Source organism: Novosphingobium sp. PY1 (genome assembly GCF_017312445.1).
Classification (GTDB): Bacteria; Pseudomonadota; Alphaproteobacteria; order Sphingomonadales; family Sphingomonadaceae; genus Novosphingobium.
Genome location: NZ_BLTI01000023.1, coordinates 12,786 through 32,195, shown reverse-complemented (window position 1 = coordinate 32,195; position 19,410 = coordinate 12,786). Strand labels below are relative to the sequence as shown.

General features: G+C 60.1%; 12 protein-coding genes and 2 pseudogenes. 4 read left to right on the top strand and 10 right to left on the bottom strand.

Annotated elements, in window-relative coordinates; genetic code table 11:
• The 3 genes and pseudogenes from J3474_RS22105 to J3474_RS22095 all read left to right on the top strand — a co-directional run.
• A pseudogene (locus J3474_RS22105) lies at positions 1 to 441 on the top strand (TetR/AcrR family transcriptional regulator); the annotation flags it as partial.
• Positions 442 to 951: 510 nt separating this feature from the next.
• The gene (locus J3474_RS22100) at positions 952 to 1,563 is read left to right on the top strand and encodes a thioredoxin family protein (RefSeq protein ID WP_207095655.1); all 612 of its coding nucleotides are present in this window, start codon (positions 952 to 954) and stop codon (positions 1,561 to 1,563) included.
• Positions 1,551 to 2,099: a hypothetical protein gene (locus J3474_RS22095; protein WP_242528581.1), complete on the top strand. Its 549-nt coding sequence runs from the start codon at positions 1,551 to 1,553 to the stop codon at positions 2,097 to 2,099. The genes J3474_RS22100 and J3474_RS22095 overlap by 13 nt, the downstream gene beginning before the upstream one ends.
• 41 nt (positions 2,100 to 2,140) lie before the next feature.
• Here J3474_RS22095 and J3474_RS22090 read toward each other — a convergent pair whose 3' ends face one another.
• The 10 genes and pseudogenes from J3474_RS22090 to J3474_RS22045 all read right to left on the bottom strand — a co-directional run bounded on the left by J3474_RS22090 (position 2,141) and on the right by J3474_RS22045 (position 17,680).
• On the bottom strand, positions 2,141 to 3,592 hold the full coding sequence (locus tag J3474_RS22090) for an MFS transporter (RefSeq protein ID WP_242528580.1): 1,452 nt from the start codon (positions 3,590 to 3,592) through the stop codon (positions 2,141 to 2,143).
• Positions 3,593 to 3,646: 54 nt separating this feature from the next.
• Positions 3,647 to 6,031 (bottom strand): glycoside hydrolase family 3 C-terminal domain-containing protein, encoded by a 2,385-nt coding sequence (locus tag J3474_RS22085; protein ID WP_207095654.1) that lies wholly within the window; start codon positions 6,029 to 6,031, stop codon positions 3,647 to 3,649.
• An 87-nt stretch (positions 6,032 to 6,118) separates the two neighbouring features.
• A complete protein-coding gene (locus J3474_RS22080) occupies positions 6,119 to 6,511 on the bottom strand; it encodes a DUF6379 domain-containing protein (RefSeq protein WP_207095653.1) in 393 nt (130 codons plus the stop codon).
• Positions 6,512 to 6,523: 12 nt separating this feature from the next.
• Entirely contained in the window at positions 6,524 to 7,546 is a 1,023-nt protein-coding gene (locus J3474_RS22075; protein ID WP_207095652.1) for a sugar phosphate isomerase/epimerase, read from the bottom strand.
• Between the two features lie 248 nt (positions 7,547 to 7,794).
• Complete coding sequence (locus J3474_RS22070) at positions 7,795 to 8,562, bottom strand: hydroxypyruvate isomerase family protein (protein ID WP_207095651.1); 768 nt, start codon at positions 8,560 to 8,562, stop codon at positions 7,795 to 7,797.
• Between the two features lie 69 nt (positions 8,563 to 8,631).
• On the bottom strand, positions 8,632 to 10,926 hold the full coding sequence (locus J3474_RS22065) for a TonB-dependent receptor (RefSeq protein WP_207095650.1): 2,295 nt from the start codon (positions 10,924 to 10,926) through the stop codon (positions 8,632 to 8,634).
• 177 nt (positions 10,927 to 11,103) lie between these two features.
• Positions 11,104 to 12,216, bottom strand: coding sequence for an LLM class flavin-dependent oxidoreductase (locus J3474_RS22060; RefSeq protein WP_013836873.1), 1,113 nt, complete (start codon positions 12,214 to 12,216; stop codon positions 11,104 to 11,106).
• A gap of 601 nt (positions 12,217 to 12,817) precedes the next feature.
• Positions 12,818 to 14,503 (bottom strand): annotated as a pseudogene (locus J3474_RS22055) (GMC oxidoreductase).
• A gap of 10 nt (positions 14,504 to 14,513) precedes the next feature.
• Complete coding sequence (locus J3474_RS22050) at positions 14,514 to 15,155, bottom strand: gluconate 2-dehydrogenase subunit 3 family protein (protein WP_242528578.1); 642 nt, start codon at positions 15,153 to 15,155, stop codon at positions 14,514 to 14,516.
• 152 nt (positions 15,156 to 15,307) lie between these two features.
• Entirely contained in the window at positions 15,308 to 17,680 is a 2,373-nt protein-coding gene (locus J3474_RS22045) for a TonB-dependent receptor (protein WP_256437865.1), read from the bottom strand.
• 336 nt (positions 17,681 to 18,016) lie between these two features.
• Between J3474_RS22045 and J3474_RS22040 the strand changes: the two genes are divergently transcribed.
• A complete protein-coding gene (locus tag J3474_RS22040; RefSeq protein WP_207095648.1) occupies positions 18,017 to 19,390 on the top strand; it encodes an MFS transporter in 1,374 nt (457 codons plus the stop codon).
• Positions 19,391 to 19,410 lie beyond the last annotated feature (20 nt).

Here is a 19,410-nt window from a genome sequence, read left to right as displayed (position 1 = left end):
GCCGTCATCGGCAACCACCTGACCAAGATGGCGCTCGACGAGGACGCGATGATCGAGAAGGTGCGCGCCGGCGCCACCTCGCTCACCACTTTCGTGCCCCGGTTCGTCGAGGCCTTTGCCGAACTGCTCAAGAAGCATGCCCCGCTCCTGCGCCTGAGCATGCAGCGCGCCTCCTTCGACCCCCTCGTCTCCGAACCGGGCCGCGCCAGCGCCAACCGCGCCGCAGCAATCTGCATCGAGGCCATGCTCGAATATCGCGCCGAGTTCAGCGGCAACGACTGCCAGAAGAAGGCCAACGCCGCCTACCAGATCATCTTCGCCACACTCGCAAGGCAACTCAGCCTCGGATCCACAGGCGAAGCCGTGCACCAGCAGGACTGGAACGAGCTCAAAACCGAACTCGGCAACATGTGCCTCGCTTACCTCACTGCCGAATTGTAGTTTGCTGCAGGCGGCATGAATGGCCGCAGCTTTCCGGGCCTTCGGACCTGATTTCAACGACCGGAAGCGATCATGGGGATCGGCGAATTTCGGCCATCCGTCCCAGTGCGCCACGATGGGCGTTCGTCATTCTTCAGGCACATTGCGCCGGGTAATGGCGGGTCGGCAAAAACGCGTCTTCCCGCTCGTCTTTTGGTAACCGTAGGACCCGCGCTAACCTAGGTTCTCGATCAGTCGGCGAGCCCACGCGAGACGTTTGGGTTTGAACGGCAAGTCCAGCTCGTGCCTCAGATCCCGCATGAGACGATGACGAAGCTGCCAAGTTTCAGGACCGTATCGAATACCCGTTCGAAAGCTTCGTCCACGCGGAAGTAGGGAACCTTCTCAAGCCCATCCCTATCCTTCGCAAAGCCGCCGCGCGCCGCTGCGCCAAGTGCTGCGTGTGGTCTTGCGTGCCGAGGCAGATATTACTATAAGAATCATAATTATATTTATAGGGAGAGTTCTGCTATGTTGCGAATGTCACGACAAGTCGCGGAGGGCGAAGCCGCGCCGGATTTCGATCTTCCGGATACTCTCGGTAACCGCAGAACTCTGGCTGAATTCGTAGAGAAGCCTGCCCTGTTGGTTGCATTCATCTGCAACCATTGCCCCTTCGTGCTGCATGTGATCGACGAGCTGGCCGCATTCGCCCGCGAATACGAGCCGAAAGGGCTTCAGGTGGTGGCGATCTCATCGAACGATCCAAGCGAATTTCCCGAGGACGATTATGCGCACATGCGCCTCTTCGCTCAGGAAAGAGACCTCCCCTTCCCCTACCTCCACGACGAAAGCCAGGACGTCGCGCTTGCCTACGGCGCCATCTGCACGCCCGACTTCTTCCTCTACAACGGGGAGCGCAAGCTTGTTTACAACGGGCAGTTCGACGCCAGCAGGCCGAAGATAAACCGCCCGCCGGTGCCCGGTCTCCCCCCGCTCAGGACCGACCTTCCGGTGACCGGTGAGGACATGCGCCGGGCAGTGAATGCGGTGCTGGCCGGACAGGCGGTTCCAGAACCCCACCATCCCAGCGCCGGCTGCTCGATGAAGTGGAAGGAGGGCAAGGATCCGTGGTGGGGCTGAACCGGCGCAACACGTCGACTGTCTGGCTGCCCTCCGCCGCGGTCGTGCTGCAGGAGCGCGGCAGCGACTACATCGCTGCGATCGACGACGCTCCCTGGTCGCAAGGCCACGGCTTTCACCGCGGTTTCTTCTCCAGCTTCCGCATAAGGGCGGGCAAGAACGTCTGGTTCCATTTCCCGCTCCCGACGCCGACCGAGGCCAATGGCGTCCAGCGTGCGCTCGATGCCGTGATGCTCATGTGGGAAGTGATGGACGCTGCACAAATCAACTGGATCGTGCTGCAACATGGCGGGATGGAGCGCATTCCGCTGACCGAGATCGGCAATGAGCCGCCTTTTGAGAGCGTTCCGTTCGACCCGCCCGAGCTATGGCGCGAATACTATCCCAAGGCAGCGCGGCGATTGACCCGGATCGCCATGGAACAGCCCCTACCGCTGCGCTTCGGGCTGCAACTGAGCGTGGGCATACAAGCGGCCGATGGCGATGGCACCGTCCGTTTCTACGGCGCGGGCGCCGCATTCAGCGACTACAGCTGACCGATTGTAGAGGCATCCCGGGTTCTGGCCGAGGCCCGGGATTACTCGCGCACGGCGCGCAGTTCTGCGAGTTTCGCGCGGATGGCCGCCTGCTTCTCCGCGGAAATGTCGAACCGGCCGACCAGCCATGCCATCAGGCCGCCGGCAACGACGATCAGTCCCGTCACGAACCAGGCAAGTGCCTCGACCTTGCCCGGCGGGACCTGCTCCACGGGAAGCCCGGCCGGAAAGTCGATAATCCCGAGAAACGAACCGGCGAGCAGAGCGACCATGCCGCTGCCGACCTGCAAACCGATGAACATGAAGCTGGCGACCAGCCCTTGCTGCGGCAGCCCCGTGTTCGCCTCGTGCTCGTCCCCGACATCGTAGGACATCGTGTTGAACGGAACAACATAAAGACCGTAGGCCAGCCCGCCCAGCACACGGAAAATGAAGACGAACGTGCCGATCGCCACACTGGCTGGCGGCGGTGAGAGGCCAAGCAGCGGCAGCAGCACGGCGGCGGCCTGTACCACGAAGAAGGCGACGAGCCCGCTCACCATCGCAAAGCGGGTGCCGACCAGCTTCATCCAGGCTGGCGCTAGGAACATCGCAGTGATCGAGCCGAGCACGCCCGCAATCAGCAGACGCTGGGTGGCTCCGGGGTCGAGCTGCCAGAAATATGTCGAAAGATGCAGCGTCAACTGGTTCACAACCGAATTGGTGAACAGCACAAGGAGCGTCACCATCAGCAGCCGCCCGACATTGGGCGTCGTGCGAATTGCGGCCATGAGCCGGCGCAGCAATTGCGGCACTGTCTCGATGCTGGTGTCGCGCACGAGTTCGCGGTCTTCCGCCTCGACCTCGCGCATCCGGGCACGCGTACCGAGCAATCCGACGACCATCAGCGCCGCGCCAAGCAATGAGACGAAAAGGCCGAAGCCAGGATAGGGCTCGGGATTGAGTTGTGGCTTGGCGTACTCGGCGGACGGCACGAAAAAGACCGCGAATGCGACCCAAGGAACCGTCAGCACCGCCAACTGGTTGCCCATGTTGCGCATGACCGAGATGATGTTGCGTTCGGCCGTGTCGCGGGTCAGTTCACCGCCCATCGCATAGGCGGGAACGGTCCAGAACGAGATGCCCACGCGCGCCAGCAGGCCGGTCGAAAGCAGCCAGGCGAATATCTGCAACTGCGACATGCCGCCCGGCGGATTGAACACCATGGCAATGCCGAATGCGTAGGGCAGGACCGCCGCGACCATGAGTGTGTGACGGCGACCGAGAGGAGCCTTGTCCATCCGGTCTGACAAGGCGCCGATATAGGGATCGACCAGAGCGTCGAAGACCAGAATTACCGCAAGCGCCGCGCCGATGGCGAAGCCGCCAAGCCCTACGACCTGACTGTAGAAAAACAGGACGAAGGCATCCCAGGCGAAGCTCTTGATGAGCTCCGGCATGGCGCAAGCCATGAAGGAAAGGCGGGTACCCCAGCCCAGGCGTTTGGTTTCCAACGTGATGATCCCTCTCCCTCAGCTTTGCGCTTGTTATTGTGTTGCGGCAGCCGTCTATTCCGTAACGAGCGCCTCCCAATCGACGCTCACGGCGATGCCGGGATCTTCAACCGAGCGCGCGACGCGCAAGGCCACGCGATCGCCCAGCGGTTCCCAGCCACTGCCTTGCCACATCACGAACTGGCGCCGGCGTAGCGGCAGCACGACGCGCCTCTCGCTGCCCGGCGCGATCTCGCATTTTGCAAAGGCCACAAGCGTCGGTTCGGGTTCGTCGCGATAGACCTGGACGACTTCACTGCCGGCACGATCCGAGATATTGCGCAGGGTGACGGCCACGCTGTCACCTTCCACGCGTGCATCACTCCAGGCAAAGCGGGCATAACCTTCTCCGCTGCCGAAAGCGTGTCGCGCCCTTGCGCCACTGCAGGCGATGGCGCGGTAACCGAAGCGGGTCCCCTCGGCATACTCGAGCACGCCGTCGGCATCGGGAACCAGGTTCATGCCCGAATAATCCGATTCTGCCCCGGCGATCGTGACCGGCATGCGGCCGCCCGGCTCGCGCTGCCCGGACAGAACTTCGGCAATCGCCTGGGCGAAACCCTCGCCCGGGTACCAGGCTGAGATGAGCGCCGCTGCGTTCTCGTCCCAGCTGGTGTCGAAGGCATGACCGACATTGGCGATAATAGCGGTTCGCGGATTGGCTGCCAGGACGCGTTCGATCAGTTCAAGTTGGTCGGATACGAGCAGCGTATCGGCGCGGTCCTTGCTCTCGACGCTCGAGTCGGACGTCTCACCCACGAACAGGAATACCGCGTCTGCCTCGGCCGCTGCCGCTTCGGCGCGAGCCAGAAGTTCCTCGCGTCCATCGGGGCCGCGAACGCCATACCACAGGCCCTGCACGCGCGCGGGCCGGTAATGGAACTCGATGACAACGTGCACTTCCCTGCCCGCGGCGAGTTCAACACTGGCGCTGGTCGCATCGCCCGATTTGAGCTTGCCCATCACGTCCTTGGCTTCGATCTCGCTCGTCGCCAGGACCGGCTCGCCGTCGACGAACAGCCGCGCTTCGCCGGTCGCACCAAGGTAGAAGGCATGCGCTCCGTCCTTCTGCGGCGTGAAATAGCCGGAAGCCCGAACCGAACCGCCCTGATCGAACGGCCCCTGTTCGTGGACCCCCACGAACCAGACGATCGAATTGGTGTTGCGTGTTTCTTGCGTGAGCGGTTCGCCGCTGCAATCGGTGCTGGCGAAATATTCGAGCGTCATGCCAGCGGTGCAGCCGTCGCCGATGTCCTGCGCCGGCCTTGCCGGCATCGACGGCAAGCGCGGCTGAGGATCGACGCCCGGCTCGAACACGACTTGCGTGGCGCCCTCGTAGAGCGCGGCGATGGCCTGCGCAGGCGTTGCAAGGTCGGGCGAAACCGAGATCTTCGCGAAAGTCCCTCCCTGGAAGCAGGGAGCAGCGGCATTCGGTCCGATGATCGCCAGTCGGTCGACCGCGCCTGGCTCGAGCGGGAGCATCTTGCCTTCGTTCTTCAGCAGCACGAAGCCGGCCGCCGATGCCTCGATCAGCAGATCCCTTACCTGCTCGGCAGTATAGGGCATGCTCTTGGGACCGGTCACCCTGCGTGCCGTTTCGGCAACGCGGCGCGCGGCGTCGTCAAGGCGCTCAAGGCTCACTTGGCCGGCTTGCACCGCCTCCCCGACATGCGCACCCATGAAACGCGCCGGTCCCGGCATTTCCAGGTCGAGACCGGCATTGATCGTGCCGAGTGTGGAATGCGTGCCGAACCAGTCACTCATGATGACACCCTGATAGCGCCACTCATCCTTGACGATGGTGGTCAGGACATGGTGCTGTTCACTGCACCAGCTGCCATTGACCTTGTTGTACGCAGCAAGCATTCCTGCGCACCCGGCCTGCGCTGCCATTTCGAAGGGCAGCAGATAAACTTCGCGCATGGTGCGTTCATCGACGTGTACGTCCACGCGGTCGCGTTCCGTCTCGCTATCGTTGCACACCAGATGCTTGGCGATTGAACCCGTGCCGGTCGACTGCAGGCCGCCGATCCAGGCCGCCCCCAGCACGCCGGCGAGGAAGGGGTCTTCCGAGAAGTACTCGAAGGCGCGGCCCGCCAGGGGGCTGCGCGCGAGATTGATGTTGGGTGCAAGTACCGCGTCGATGCCGCGATCGACCGCTTCGCCTCCGACAAGGGCGCCGATACGCCTTGCCAGATCGACGTCCCAGCTCGCACCGAGGGACATGGCGCAAGGGCTAAGCGCGGCAATGTCCCGCTCGTCGACTTTGCCGCTGGCAATGCCCATCGGGCCATCGCTCATCGTGAACGAAGGTATGCCCGCTTCCGGCACGGCGGCAGTTCGCCACATGGCCGCTCCGCTGGTGAGGGACGCCTTCTCGGCGGTGGTCGGCTCGCGCATGCGCTGATCTCTCGATTTCTTGAAGAAAAGAAGCAGGGCGGCGACTCACCGGGAGGAGAGGTCGGGGAAGCCGCCGCCCGTACTGGCTTAAGCAGCCAGATCCAGTTCCTTGGTATCCTTGGTGGTCGGCACGAAAGGCAGGTAGGAAACCCGCATGCGCACCGCGAATTCGATCTTGTGCTTGCCGGACGTCAGGCCGCCCTCCTTCAGCGCGATGATCGTCGCTTTCTCTCCGAAGTTCCAGCGGTCGTCATAGACCGTTTCCATTTCGTCGAGCGTATAGGTCTTGCCGCGAACGGAGAAACGCACGTCCTCGCGCGCGATCTGCTCGCCATCGACGCTGACCTGGATGTCCTCGACCATCGAGAGACCAAGGCCGCGGTAGTATGGCAGGCGGCCCAGGAAGCTGAAGCCAACGGCCTTGCCTTCTTCCACAACGTTTTCGAACTGCTCGGTGCAGATCATCTTGTTGTCCATCATGTCGCAGTCTCCTTAGGCGGCCACGGGGGTCTTGAGAGTGGGCACGGTCTCTTCGCCCAGAAGACGGGCGAGCATGACCTGCTGACGACGGACCTGCTCGACGGAGTCCGGCTCCTGAGCGTCCTCGATCCAGCGGTTGCCTTCGTATTCGGAGCAGATGTAGCCGTTGTACCCGCCCTGCTGGAGCACCTTGACGATCTCGTCGTAGGGAATGGACGGTTCCACGTAGTCTTCGTCCATCTGGTAGAACTTGCCGTGCACATTATGGATGCGGCCCATGTAGTCCAGCATCCGCTTGGGTTCGAAGGCTGCGTTGTGACGCAGCGTCTCGGCCATGCCGAGGGCAGGTCCCTCTCCGCCCATCTCGCGCACATTGAGAATGACGTATTCGGAGAGGACCCGGTCCTCGTAAGCCTTCTCGATGTAGTCCGCGATGTTCTTGGGAACGCCGATCCGCAGGAACTTTTCCTTCCAGACCGGCGGGAACTTGAACAGGAACATCCCCATGTCCGGCAGGAAGCCGAGCGCGTCCGAACCGCTCTTTTCGAAGGCTTCCGCGTGTCGGATGATCCAGGGATGGTCGAAGTGCAGCGGGGCGTGAACCTCGATCAGGATCTTGATGCCCTTCTCTTCGGCATAGGGCGCAGCGGCCACGAGCACGCTGGGCTCGATCGAAACGAGCGCGCGGATGTACTTCATGCCGAGGCGGGCACCGAAGTCGATGTCCTTCTTCACGCTGGCTACCTGCTCATCGAAGGGCATGATGCGGCCCTTGTAGCGCTTGTAGTCCAGCATGAAGTCATGGCTGACGGACACGCAGTCGTACTTCTTGATCAGCTCATGCCAATTGGCGACGGCGGCATCCTCGACGCCGACTTCGGGCCAACCCCAGAATGTCTGCTCACCGATGATCTCGATGCCCTTCGCACCGAGCTCGGCGCTGGTGCGAATGCAGTCTTCCAGAGTCATCTTCCCCTGGAAGGTTTCGTTCTGATAGCTGTAGAGGCTCACGCCCCGCTTGATCTGATTACTCATGCTTCTTCCCTTTCGCGAAGCAAGTGGCACTCGTTTACGAAGACGGGGGAAGCAATCGCCGCAAGATCTGAGGAGCCGATTTGGTATCGACGCCCAAATGGCCTGCTGGCTGCCACGCTCTCCCCTGGGGCTGAAACCCTAATTAAAATTACCGTTCCCATATATAGCCCTCTCAGTCAAGGCGTAATCCCCGACCTGGAGGCGACCGGTGTGAGATCCGGTTCTACATCGGCCAACCGGGTGTCGCTTCAGACGCCCAGCGCCTCGCGGGTCTTTGCCAGGGATTCCAGCGCAGGCAGGGTTGGGCGATACTCGAGTCCCAGAGCCCCAACATAGCCAAGATCCTTCAGGTCCGCGACAACACGCTTCCAATCTATTTCACCTGTGCCCGGCTCGTTGCGGCCGGGCATATCGGCAACCTGCACATGCTCGATGAGATGCATGCGACCTTCGAGCACCGCCTTGAGATCTTCGCCCATGACCAGCGAGTGGTAAACATCGTAAAGCACCTTCAGCCGGGGGCTGCCGATTTCCTCGACGATGTCGAGCGCAAGACGGGTGCTGTCGAGGTACATGCCAGGATGCTCGACCTTGGTGTTCAGGGGTTCAAGCACCAGCGTCACGCCAGCTTCCTCCGCCAGGCGTGCGGCCTCGCGCAAGACCTTAACGGCTTCGGCCCGATGCTCTTCCAGCGAGACACCCTCACGCAGGAAGCCAGATGCCACGATCAGCGGCGGCGAGCCGAGCCTTACTGCCGCTTCAAGCGTTCCGCGCACAGCCTCGAGCATTTCGGCATGCTGTGCAGGGTCAACGATCGAGCGTCGCGGATCGACGCAGAATCCAGTCAATTTCGAGCCGGTTTCCTCCAGCGCCTCGGCAATGCCGTCGACATCCTTGTCGCGCCAAAGATGAAATTCCACCAGGTCTATGCCGGCCTTGCTTGCGGCGCGAATGCGATCTGGCAGTCCGACTGTCTCGTCCCCGAACTGCCATTCGATGCAGGCTGAAAGTTTCATGTATTGTTTCCTGTTTCTTGCACTCGACCGGCTGGTGGGGAAGGAACTCCCCTTCCCCACCGCGTCGGATCAAAAATCGATGCCGACGCGGACGCCGTAGGTCCGCGGCGTGCCGAACTGCCAAGTATAGACGTCATCCGGACCGGCGGCGACATACGAAGCATACGTCAGCGGCTTCTCGTTCTCGAGATTGCGGACAAATGCCTGGACACTCCAGCGCTCGTCCTGCGGCTTGTAGAGCAAAGTGAGGTCGGTCTGGGTGAAAGCCTTCTGCTTGCTGTCGCGATAGTTGAAGATATCCGTGAAGTACGAACTCTTGAACTTGGAGAACACGCTGGCAGTCAGGGTTCCGGCGCTGCCGAAGTCGAAGATGTGATCGTAGCCCATGGTGATGACGAACTTGGGCGTCTGGGGCGGCTTGTTTCCGGCTAGGTTGGGCTGGACGATATTATTCGGGTCGGGATCGAGATCGCCGACGCCGATATCACCGCAACCGACGCAGTAGACGACGTAGGAAGCCAGCAGATCCTTGTATTCTGCAATCGTGTAATTGAACGAGGCATTGAAGAAGTTGTGTTCGTCGAGCCCGATCGAGAGTTCGGCTTCCGCACCCCAGATGACCGCCTTGCCGGCATTGAATATCTGGCCACCGATGGAATTGTCCAGCAAGACCGAAACTTGCAGGTCCTTGTAGTCGTAATAGTAGCCGGCCAGGTTGAACTTGTGCTGACCCATATCGCCGAAAGTCAGCTTCGAGCCGATTTCGTAGGCCGTGTTCGTCTCCGGATCATAGGCGCCGACACTGTCGAAGCCGCCCGCCTTGTAGCCGGTCGACACCTTGCCGTAGATAAGGGTGTCGGCATTGGGCTTGTAGTTCAGGCCGGCAAGCCAGGTCACCTTGCTACCCTTGGCTTCGAGGTCGAGTTGCGAGGGCGCATTCCCGGTCTGCTCCACAGGTCCCGAGTTGAACACGAACCCGAAGTTATCGAAGATGCCATTACGCTTGTCATGCGTATAGCGCAGGCCGCCCACTGCAGTCAGCGTAGAAGTAAGCGGCACGTCGACCTGGCCAAAGGCTGCCCAGCTCTTGGCCGTCACATCGCGCCGGAAGGCATTGATGAAGCTGCCGTTGGGGCCAATGAAGGGGCTGAAGAGGCCGCGTGAATTGCGCAGATTTTCGTGGAAGTAGAACGCACCGGTTTGCCACTCGATGCCGCCCGTCGTCCCGTTCAGGCGCAGTTCGTGGCTCTGCGTCTTCGTACGATTGAAGAAGTCGTAGAAGTAGTATGCCGGGGCCAGCGCAATGTCCGCGTCCTGGTCGGTAACCCGGTATCCGCCGGTATAGGTCACGATCGCCGGTCCGAAGTCATAGGCAACCTTGCCGCGCACGACTTTCGATTCCTGCTCGCTCGGGCTCACGCCGGTAAGCGGGGCATCGTAGCTGTCGCGGTCGATAGTCGACAGGAAGTTGGTGTTGCTCGGGATGCATTGGACATTGGGTGTCAGCGGCGCGACTTCCTCAAAACCATTGAGCGAGCAATCCGCGCCCGGTCCGTTGCCGGCAGCATTGAGGTCGGTCCACGCATTGGCAGCCAGGATGCTGTCCACCTTGACGTACTCGCCAGCCAAGTCGATGCGCAAGCCGTCCGCGGGTTCAAGGCGCAGGCTCAGGCGCCCTGCCTTCTTCTCCGACGAACCGCTGTGCGCATCGATATTCGGGTGGTAGAAATAACCGTCATGCCTGTCGTAGAGGCCCGACAGGCGGATGCCGCCGATACCGGCCAAAGGCACGTCGACGCCACCGTCAAGCGTGATCTGGTCATAATTGCCGTATGTCCCTGTCAGATTGACGGCAAAGACGTCGCCGGGCTTGCGGGTCACGAAGTTGATCGCGCCGCCCGTGGCGTTACGACCATAGAGCGTGCCCTGAGGACCGCGAAGAACCTCGACGCGTTCCATATCGAACAGGGATACACCCAGGACATTGGCGCGGTTCAGATATTCACCATCGATATTGATCGCGATGGACTGATCCTGCGCTTCGTCGTTCGAATTGGTACCGACGCCGCGAACGGCAACGCGGGTGAACACGGTGTCATTCGTGATATTCAGCGCCGGGGCGACACGATCCATCTGGTTGAAGTCGGTGACGCCCGCCTCTTCCAGCTTCTCGCCCCCAAGGACGCTCATCGCGATCGGAACGTCCTGCACGTTCTGTGCGCGGTTCTGCGCGGTCACGATAATGACGTTGGCATCAAGCGCGGGCGCCTTTTCGCCCTGCGATTCCTGAGCGAACGCCGGCATTGCCAGAACCGCAACCGCACTACCCGCCAGCATTGCAGCCCTGAATTTAAGAGATTTCATTCAGCTTCTCCCATGTAGACTTGGTTATTTCGAACGCCAAGGGACTGCGCCCCCACATGGCGTTGTCAGACTGTGTTGGCCCAGACAGGCAAACGTCGCCTGTCTTGCGCGGACCAGCTGCCAATTGTCTGAGATTTTCGTTGCCCGAGACCCTATTTCGTCCCCGGCACGGCGAAATTAAGCGACTTGCATGCCCTCCAGCGCCGGCATGACCTTGCTTGCCATGAGTTCGAGTGTCCGGTTCCCGAAGGCGAGGCGCTGGTCGGTCAGCGGACCGGTCGTAGTACCGCAAAGGATGTTGCCGATCCCCAGCTCCTGGTACGGTCGGAGATGCTCGATGACCGTTTCCGGCGACCCATAAAGACACCAGGTCCCGATATAATCTTCATCCAGAGCGCTGGGCGTGCGATCGGTCTTGGTATTGGCCTCGTCGCTTTCAGCGCGGCGGTTGAAGGCATTTTCGCGATCAACCGCATCCTGGTAACCGCGCAGGATGATCTCCAGCTCGTCACGCGCCTGCTCATCGGTCTCGGCGATGTGTACAGCCTGATAGGTATGCGTTGTCCAGTCGAGAGCCGACTTGATGGTCGCCTCGTCGTGCCCAGCTTCGTTCAACATGCCCCTGTAGATCTCGAACCACTTCTTGACGTGAAGGAACGGTTCCGTTCCGCCAATCTTCGGCGGCGTAAAAGCCGGAATGAACGCAGGCCAGGCATTTTCTGCCGCGCGCCGCGCGCTCGATTCCTTCATCGCGACCGGCATCAGGCGCGCGTGCCCTTCCGTATACGGCGCTGGCGTGATCCGCTGCAGGACCTTGCCCTGGTAAGGACCGTTGTCGATCTCGACGGCAGGGTCCTCCATCCGCTTGGACCAGAGCTTTTCCGCAATGGCCAGGTTACCTTCCGAGATCGCCCCGGCATTGCGATAATCGACCGCAAAACCGATCATTTCCTCGGGCGTGGTCCCCGAACCGACACCGACCAACAGCTTGCCGTCGGTGATCTGGTCGAGAAGATTGATCCGTTCGGTCAGGCGCACGGGATGGTGCAGTGGCACTGATACGACGGAAAAGCCGAAGTGCATGTCCGGCATCTGCGCTGCCAGGTAGGCGGCGAAGATGAAACTGTCGCTGGCGATTGGCATGTAACCGTTGAAGTGATGATCGGGCAGGAAGATCGCGTCAAACCCGAGTTCGGACGCCAGTTTGGCATGGCCTTCCAGATCTTTCATCAGCTTGCGGTCCTGCTCGGGACCGAGCGAGCGGGCATTTAGAAAAACCGAAAAACGCATCGAGACCTCTCTCAAGAATCAATCAGGCGCCCAACTGGATGGACTTCCGAATCAATTTATAACTAGAATTGTCGTTATAGTTACTAGGCGAAGCCGCGGAACTGTCAACATAGTTTTCCGCTGCAAATTGATACCCGGTATCCGACGAGCTGATCGGCCCATCGTCTCCACCGCGTGCAAATGCGTGAAGCCCGAAATTCAAGGGCGACGCACATCTCCCGGAAAGCCTCGATCACGGCGGAAACCGGCAAGACAGATCGTGCAGCTCCTCTCAGAACGAGAATTGCACCTCTGACGGTCGCAACGCCCAAAGCGCCGCCTGACCGAACGACCAACTTCGCTTCCTCGTGCGGAACCGACATGACGCTCCTCAACTCAGGCAAGATGATCGGCGTACCAAGACCCATACACGCCATATTTCCGCACCGGCTCTGTGCGAGATTCGCCGTTCTCCGGGCAGGAGCGCGCTCGGAAAAGACGCGTCTCGCGGCAGGCAATAGCACGTCCGGTTGAAGCAGGAGTGCGCTGCTGTTCGGTGAGCCTTGCCGGGCACTCTGCCTCCAATGGACGGCTACCCCCTGCGACGTAATTCCCATGATAATCAGATAACGCCTTCGCGCAGCATCTTGACTGCGGCATCGCACGCGCGCGCTGTGAGCGCCATGTAAGTGAGCGACGGATTCTGACAGGCCGACGAGCTCATCTGCGCGCCGTCGGTGACGAACAGATTGGCTATGTCATGCGACTGGCTCCATCTGTTCAGCACCGAAGTCCCGGGATCCCACCCCATGCGCGCGCCGCCCATTTCGTGAATGGCGGTTCCGCCAGGCCCCGGACGATCGAATCCCATGATGACCTTGCCGCCGGCAGCGGTCAGCATTTCAGCTGCTTCGGTCTTTGCCTGTGCCAGCGCGGCAAGCTCCTCCTTGCCGAAGGCGAATTCGACATTGAGAAGGGGAAACCCGCGCTCATCGGTTTTCGCGTGATTGAGCGTGAGCCGGTTTCGTGCCCGCGGGATGCAGTCGGCGAAGCCAACCAGGACAGCCCGCCATGGTCCGATCGCGTGCATTCGGTTCTTGAAGTCTTCGCCGATCCCCGCTTCTCGCTTCGCTCTTGTCCAGGTGCTCTGCATGGCGCCGCCCTGGAAGGAGAAACCTCGTGTGTGACCTTGACCGTCCATTTCATCGAGATTGCGATAGCGCGGGATGATGATCCCGGTCGGGCGATTGCCAAACGTCGTGCGACCCTCGAAACCGGGCATGAGAGCGGCGGCTGAGGGGGTGTTGGCATGGTCCATGATATGCGTACCCAACACACCGCTGGAATTGGCAAGACCGTGCGGCATGGATTCGCTTGCCGACTGCAGGAGCAATTGTACCGAATTGAACGCACCTGCATTCAGGAAGACAATGCGCGCCTTTGCAGACTTGCGCTCCCTGCTGGCGGTATCGATCCATCGCACACCGGTGACGCGCCTGATCTTCGGATCGAAATCCACCTGTTCCACAACAGCGTCCGTTACCACCGTCAATCGCCCGGTCGCCGTAGCGGCAGGCAAGGTGGACGATTGGGTCGAGAAATAGGCTCCATAGGAGCAGCCGCGAGCGCAGATGCTGCGGTATTGGCAGTGCGCCCTGCCCTGCTCCGGCTTCGCCCGGGTCAGATTGGCCGTGCGCCCGATGGTCAGGCAGCGCCCGGGCCACCGCTTAGCGATCACTTCCCGCAGATGCTGTTCGACCACGTTGAGCGCCATGGGTGGCTGGAACTTGCCGTCGGGTAATTGGGCAAGGCCCTCAGCCGCACCGGAAACGCCGATGAATTCCTCAACGTGGTCATACCATGGAGCAAGATCGGCATAGCGGATCGGCCAGTCGGTGCCATGCCCATCGCGCTTGTTCGCGCCGAAATCGTAATCCGACCAGCGATAGGACTGCCGCCCCCACGTCAAAGAGCGACCGCCGAGCTAATAACTGCGGAACCACGTGAAATCGGTGCCGGCAGCCGTGGAATAGGGATTAGCCTTATCGCTGACGAAATGATCTTCGGTAAACTCGGTGAAATGCCGATTCAGCATCTGCACCGGGTACTCCCGCTCGTACATTTCAATGTCGCCGATGCCCCGAAAGGGCATTTCCCAAGGAGCCTTGGTCTCCCGCTCGTAGTCGATCTGGTGGCTGATATTTCGGCCGCGTTCCAGCATCAGGACCTTCAGGCCCGCCTCGGTCAGTTCTTTGGCGGCCCAGCCACCGGTAATACCCGAGCCGACCACAATTGCGTCAAATTCCATCATTGATTCCTCAACCAAAGTCCACTGCGGTCCAGTCGCTGGAAAAGGCCCGATCGCCAGGCTCGAGGGGCAGGTTTGAATCCCAGCGCCCCGGAGTAAGCTCGTAGCGGAGATCCTGCGAGCCGCCGACTTCAGAGGTATAATAGCCCGTCAAGATCAGGGCCTTGATCGTTCGCCACGGATGCTGCGGATTGTCCTGTGCGAAGCCCTCGGCATCCAATGCTCGTAACAACTCGCGCCGGTGATCGGGAGAAAGGGTCATGAAATGCCCTTTGCCGCGAATGCCAAGCTCGTGCTCCAGCCACTGGAGATGCCGCAAGGAGCCGTCTGGTCTCCTGAAACGCGCCAGAACAGGCAAGGCCTGGGCCGACATCGGCGCACGCGATCCTTCGAGGCCGTGAGCCAGGGCGAGAATGACAAAATCGCCGACGCCAAGCTCTCCTGCGCCAGCGGTATCGGTCCTGGGGATCACAATATTGCTGACCTCGGCTATCAGGCGGCGCTGGAGGTCCGTTGCTTCATCCAGATCTTCCGGTCTCGACAGATGCACAGCTGCAGCAGGAATACCCAGCGCCAATGCCAACATGGCAAAGACACCGGCAAATTCCCTGCGCCGAATCCCTGCGCCTGCACCGTGCGTCATGATCGCCATAATCTCCCAAATCCCGCCTCCTGACGGCCGGGGACGATGCTCATTATTATAATTTTGGTTTTAGTTATAGCCTAAAATTGGCGTCGATCATCCCGAAAAAGGAGAAGGGGCAGAGACTGGCTCCGCCCCTTCCTGAAAATTGGACAATTCGTTCAGAAATCGGCGCCCACCCGGATGCCGTAAGTCCGCGGCGCACCGAACTGCCAGTTGAAGATGTCATCCGGTCCGGCAGACACAAAGCTGCCATAGGTGAGCGGTCGCTTGTTCTCGATGTTGCGGACGAATGCCGTCACGCTAAACCGCCCGTCTTCCGGCTTGTATTCAAGACTCGCGCCGGATTGCGTGAAAGCCCGCTGCTTGCCATCGCGGTAGTTATAGAAATCGGTATAGTAGGCACTCTTGAACAGGGTATCCATCCGGGCCGTGACCTTGCCGGCAGATCCCAGATCGAACACATGATCATATGCCATCGTAATGATGAATTTCGGAGAGAACGGGGTCGTGTTTCCTGCAAAGTCGGGCTGCTGCACTCCCGGCGTGTTCGGATCCAGGTCGCCAATACCGTTAAGATCGCATCCGACGCAGACCACGTTGAACTGGGCGAACAGCTCATCGTATTGCGAGTTCAGGTAATTGAAGCTGGCGTTGAAGTGATCGTTCTCGCTCAGTTCAATGGCGGCCTCAGCTTCGACACCCCAAATCGTTGCCTTGCCGGCATTGAAAATCTGATTACCGACGTTGGTGTCAAGCAGAGCCGATACCTGCAGGTCCTTGTAGTCATAGTAGAAGCCGCTCAAGTTGAACTGGTGCTGCCCCCTGTCGCCGAAGTTCTTCTTGAGGCCGACTTCGTAGGCTGTGTTGGTCTCAGGCTTGTAGGTGCCAACGGAATCGAACCCGCCACCCTTGAAGCCCGTCGTCGCCTTCGCGTAGACAAGAGTCATCGGGTCCGGCTTCCAGTTGAGCCCGGCAAGCCATGTTACCTTGCTCTCCCGACTGCCCAGATCGAGTGTCTGCACATAGGCAAGGTCGGCGAAGTTCTTCCGGTCCGGACCGGCACCAAGGAGCGCGGGGTCTGGCGGACCATTCCCGAAAGGCGCTGCATTGAGGTAGAGCGCCGAGCGCTTGTTGTGGGTGTAGCGCAAGCCACCGACAGCGGTTAGCGTATCAGCAAGCGGCACTTCTACCTGTCCGAATGCCGATGCACTTTCACTATCGACCAAGCGGCGGAAATAGCTGAGGAAGGTTGCCGGGTCGGCAGGCGATCCACCGAAGATGAAGGTCGGCAACAAGAAGCCGCTTTCACGTACCAGCTTCTCCTTGAAGTAGAATCCACCGACCTGATAGATGACCCCGCCGATCGTGCCGTTCAGGCGCAATTCGTGGCTCTGCGTCTTGGCATCGTCCTGAAACTGGTAAGAACGATAGACCACGGGCAAGGTCAGGTATTCGTTACCCGATGGGTCGCCCTGCTTGAAGTTCCGGTAGCCTCCGATGTACGTCAGCGTCGCCTCGGGCGCGAACTCGTAGGCTACTCTGCCCCGCAAAGCCCAGGTCTTCTGATCGAGCCCTGAACCGAGCCCATAGAATGGCGCATCGTATTCACCGCGATCAATCTGACTCAGCAAATTGGTGCTTGAGGGAACACAGAGGGTCAAACCGTAGTCCGGCGCCACGGTTTCGAAGCCCGCTGCATTGCAGCCCGGCCCGGTGGGACCGTTGCCCGGAGCATTGAGATCTCCCGCCGCGAAGATAGCCGGTCGGAAGTGCCGCTCTGCATATTCGCCGGCCAGGTTGATCGACAGGGCATCGGTGGGGTCGAACCGCAGCGAGAGACGACCGCCGTAGGACTTGTTATCGTCAGAGCGACCTGCGTCATAAGCGGGAAAGACAAAGAAGCCGCCGCCTGCCGGATGCTTCACATATCCGTCGCGATCGTCATAGAAACCCGCGACGCGCGCACCGGCCATGTTGCCGATGGGCATGTCGACGCCGGCATCCAGACGAATGGCGTTGTAGTTGCCATAGCTGGCCGTGGCGTTGACCCCGAATTCCTTTCCAGGCTTGCGCGTGATGAAATTGACCGCGCCACCCGTCGAGTTTCGTCCGTAGAGCGTGCCTTGAGGCCCGCGCAGCACTTCGACCCGTTCGAGGTCGAACAGGGCGACGCTGAAGGCATTGGGACGATTGATGTACTCGCCGTCCACATTGGCGACGACTGAGGTATCCTGCGCTTCGTCGATTGAAGTGGTGCCAACGCCGCGGACAGTAATCTTGACCTGTCCCTGATCTTCGTTGATCTGGACCGACGGTGAAATCTTACCGAGATCGCTGGCATTGCTGAAGCCGGCCTGCGAGATCTTTTCCTGTCCGACGACATCCATTGCAATGGGAACGTCCTGGACGTTTTCAGCCCGGTTCTGGGCCGTAACGATTATGATATTGCTGTCATTCTCTTCTGGCGACCTTTGTGCAAAGGCCGGCGTTACGCTCACCAAGCCAGTTGCAACCAGGCTTGCCCCGCCCATAAGCATTGCTCTTTTAGTCAAGAACATCCCCTACCCTCCCTGCGTGTTCAAACGATTTACTTCGATTGAAATATTATTTCTGTTCTAATAACGTCAGCGACGTCCGACTGTCAAGCGAGCGCCAAGCTCACTGCCTTCGGTATCGCCGAAAAATGCTGTCGACAAAACAAAAATCAGCATTATAGTTTTAAGTGAATGGGGCCGAACGAGTCTCGGGAACCAGATGGCCAGGCCCGGTCGATTGACCGGATTTGCGCGTAATCATTGGGAGAATGCAGTGACCCGCAGACCTTTGAATAGGTTAGGTACCACAGGCTGGCGGCGAGAGACGAAACGGTGACTCGCGGCTCGACGATTGCCCGCGGGGCCAAACTCTCTTTCATAGAGCGCATCAGCTACGGCTTCGGGGATTTCGGCTACAGCCTGCCGTATAACGCCGTCGGCGCGTTTCTGCTCTATTATTACACCGTAGTTGCAAAGATGCCGGCAGCGGCCGTGGGCACAATCTTCCTCACCGCAAGGCTTTTCGACGCCGCCGTCGACATGGGCGTAGGCGTTCTTGTAGACAAGACGCGCACGCGGTGGGGCCAGGCCAGGCCCTACATTCTGTTCACTGCTGTGCCCTACAGCCTTGTCTTCATCATGATCTTCATGGTGCCCGACTGGGGTGAATACGGCAAGCTCGCCTGGGCATTCGTCTCGTTCAATCTTCTGGGCATTCTGATGTCCTTCGGTTCGATACCTTATACTGCCCTGCTTCCGATGATGACGCCGGACACGGGAGAGCGCTTGAAGCTCAGTTCCATGCGCTCGATCGGGACTTCGATTTCCGTCATCATGGGCACCGCGGCAACGATGCCGCTGGTCTCGCTGTTCGGCGGCGGGGATGAACAGAAGGGCTTTCTTTGCGTTGCGCTGCTATTTGCGGCACTGTCGCTGATTGCACTGCTTTCACTGTTCCGTAACTGCCATGAGCGCCATGAACGTGCCGAGGCGCCCGACTTTCCCATCCTGCCGGCCGTCCGCGATATGCTGCGCAACCGCGCCTGGTTGGTCGCCTTCGTGTTCACCCTTCTCTATTTCGTGCGCTTCGGCGCCATGATCTCCGTCACGGCCTTCTTCGCGATCGATGTCCTCAGAAAGCCCTGGATGATCTCTTTCATGCTGCCGGCAATTTCGGGAATGCTTCTGCTCTCAGCATTCATCGCGCCGCCCATCCTGTCACGAACGGGGATACGGGCAGGCTGCGTCGGCGCGCTTCTCGGATCGATTGGCCTTTTTGCACTACTGCCGTGGCTCGAAGCTGCGCCGATTGCTTTTCTTGCCGTCTATTTTACCGCTTCCATCACGACTTCCCTTACGATCACCGCCATTTTCACGATGATCGCGGAGGCCGTGGATTTCCATGAGCATCTCTTCGGCGTACGCTACGAAGGCCTGCTGTCAGCGGGAGTGAGCCTGGCAACCAAGATCGGCATGGCAGTGGGATCGGCGGCCATCGCCTACTGCCTGGCTTGGGCCAGCTATTCGCCCGATGCAGTGAGCGAAGAAGCGCGCAGCGTGATTCGCTGGTCTTACTATGGTTGGCCAATCCTGCTTCTCACCCTGCAACTCATCTGCATCCTGTTCTGGCCCATGGGCCGGGCGAACAAGCCACATGGCGAAACCGCCGAATACGATCAATTGGACTACGTTTCCGCGCAGTCCTGAGATTCCACTATACGGGAGAA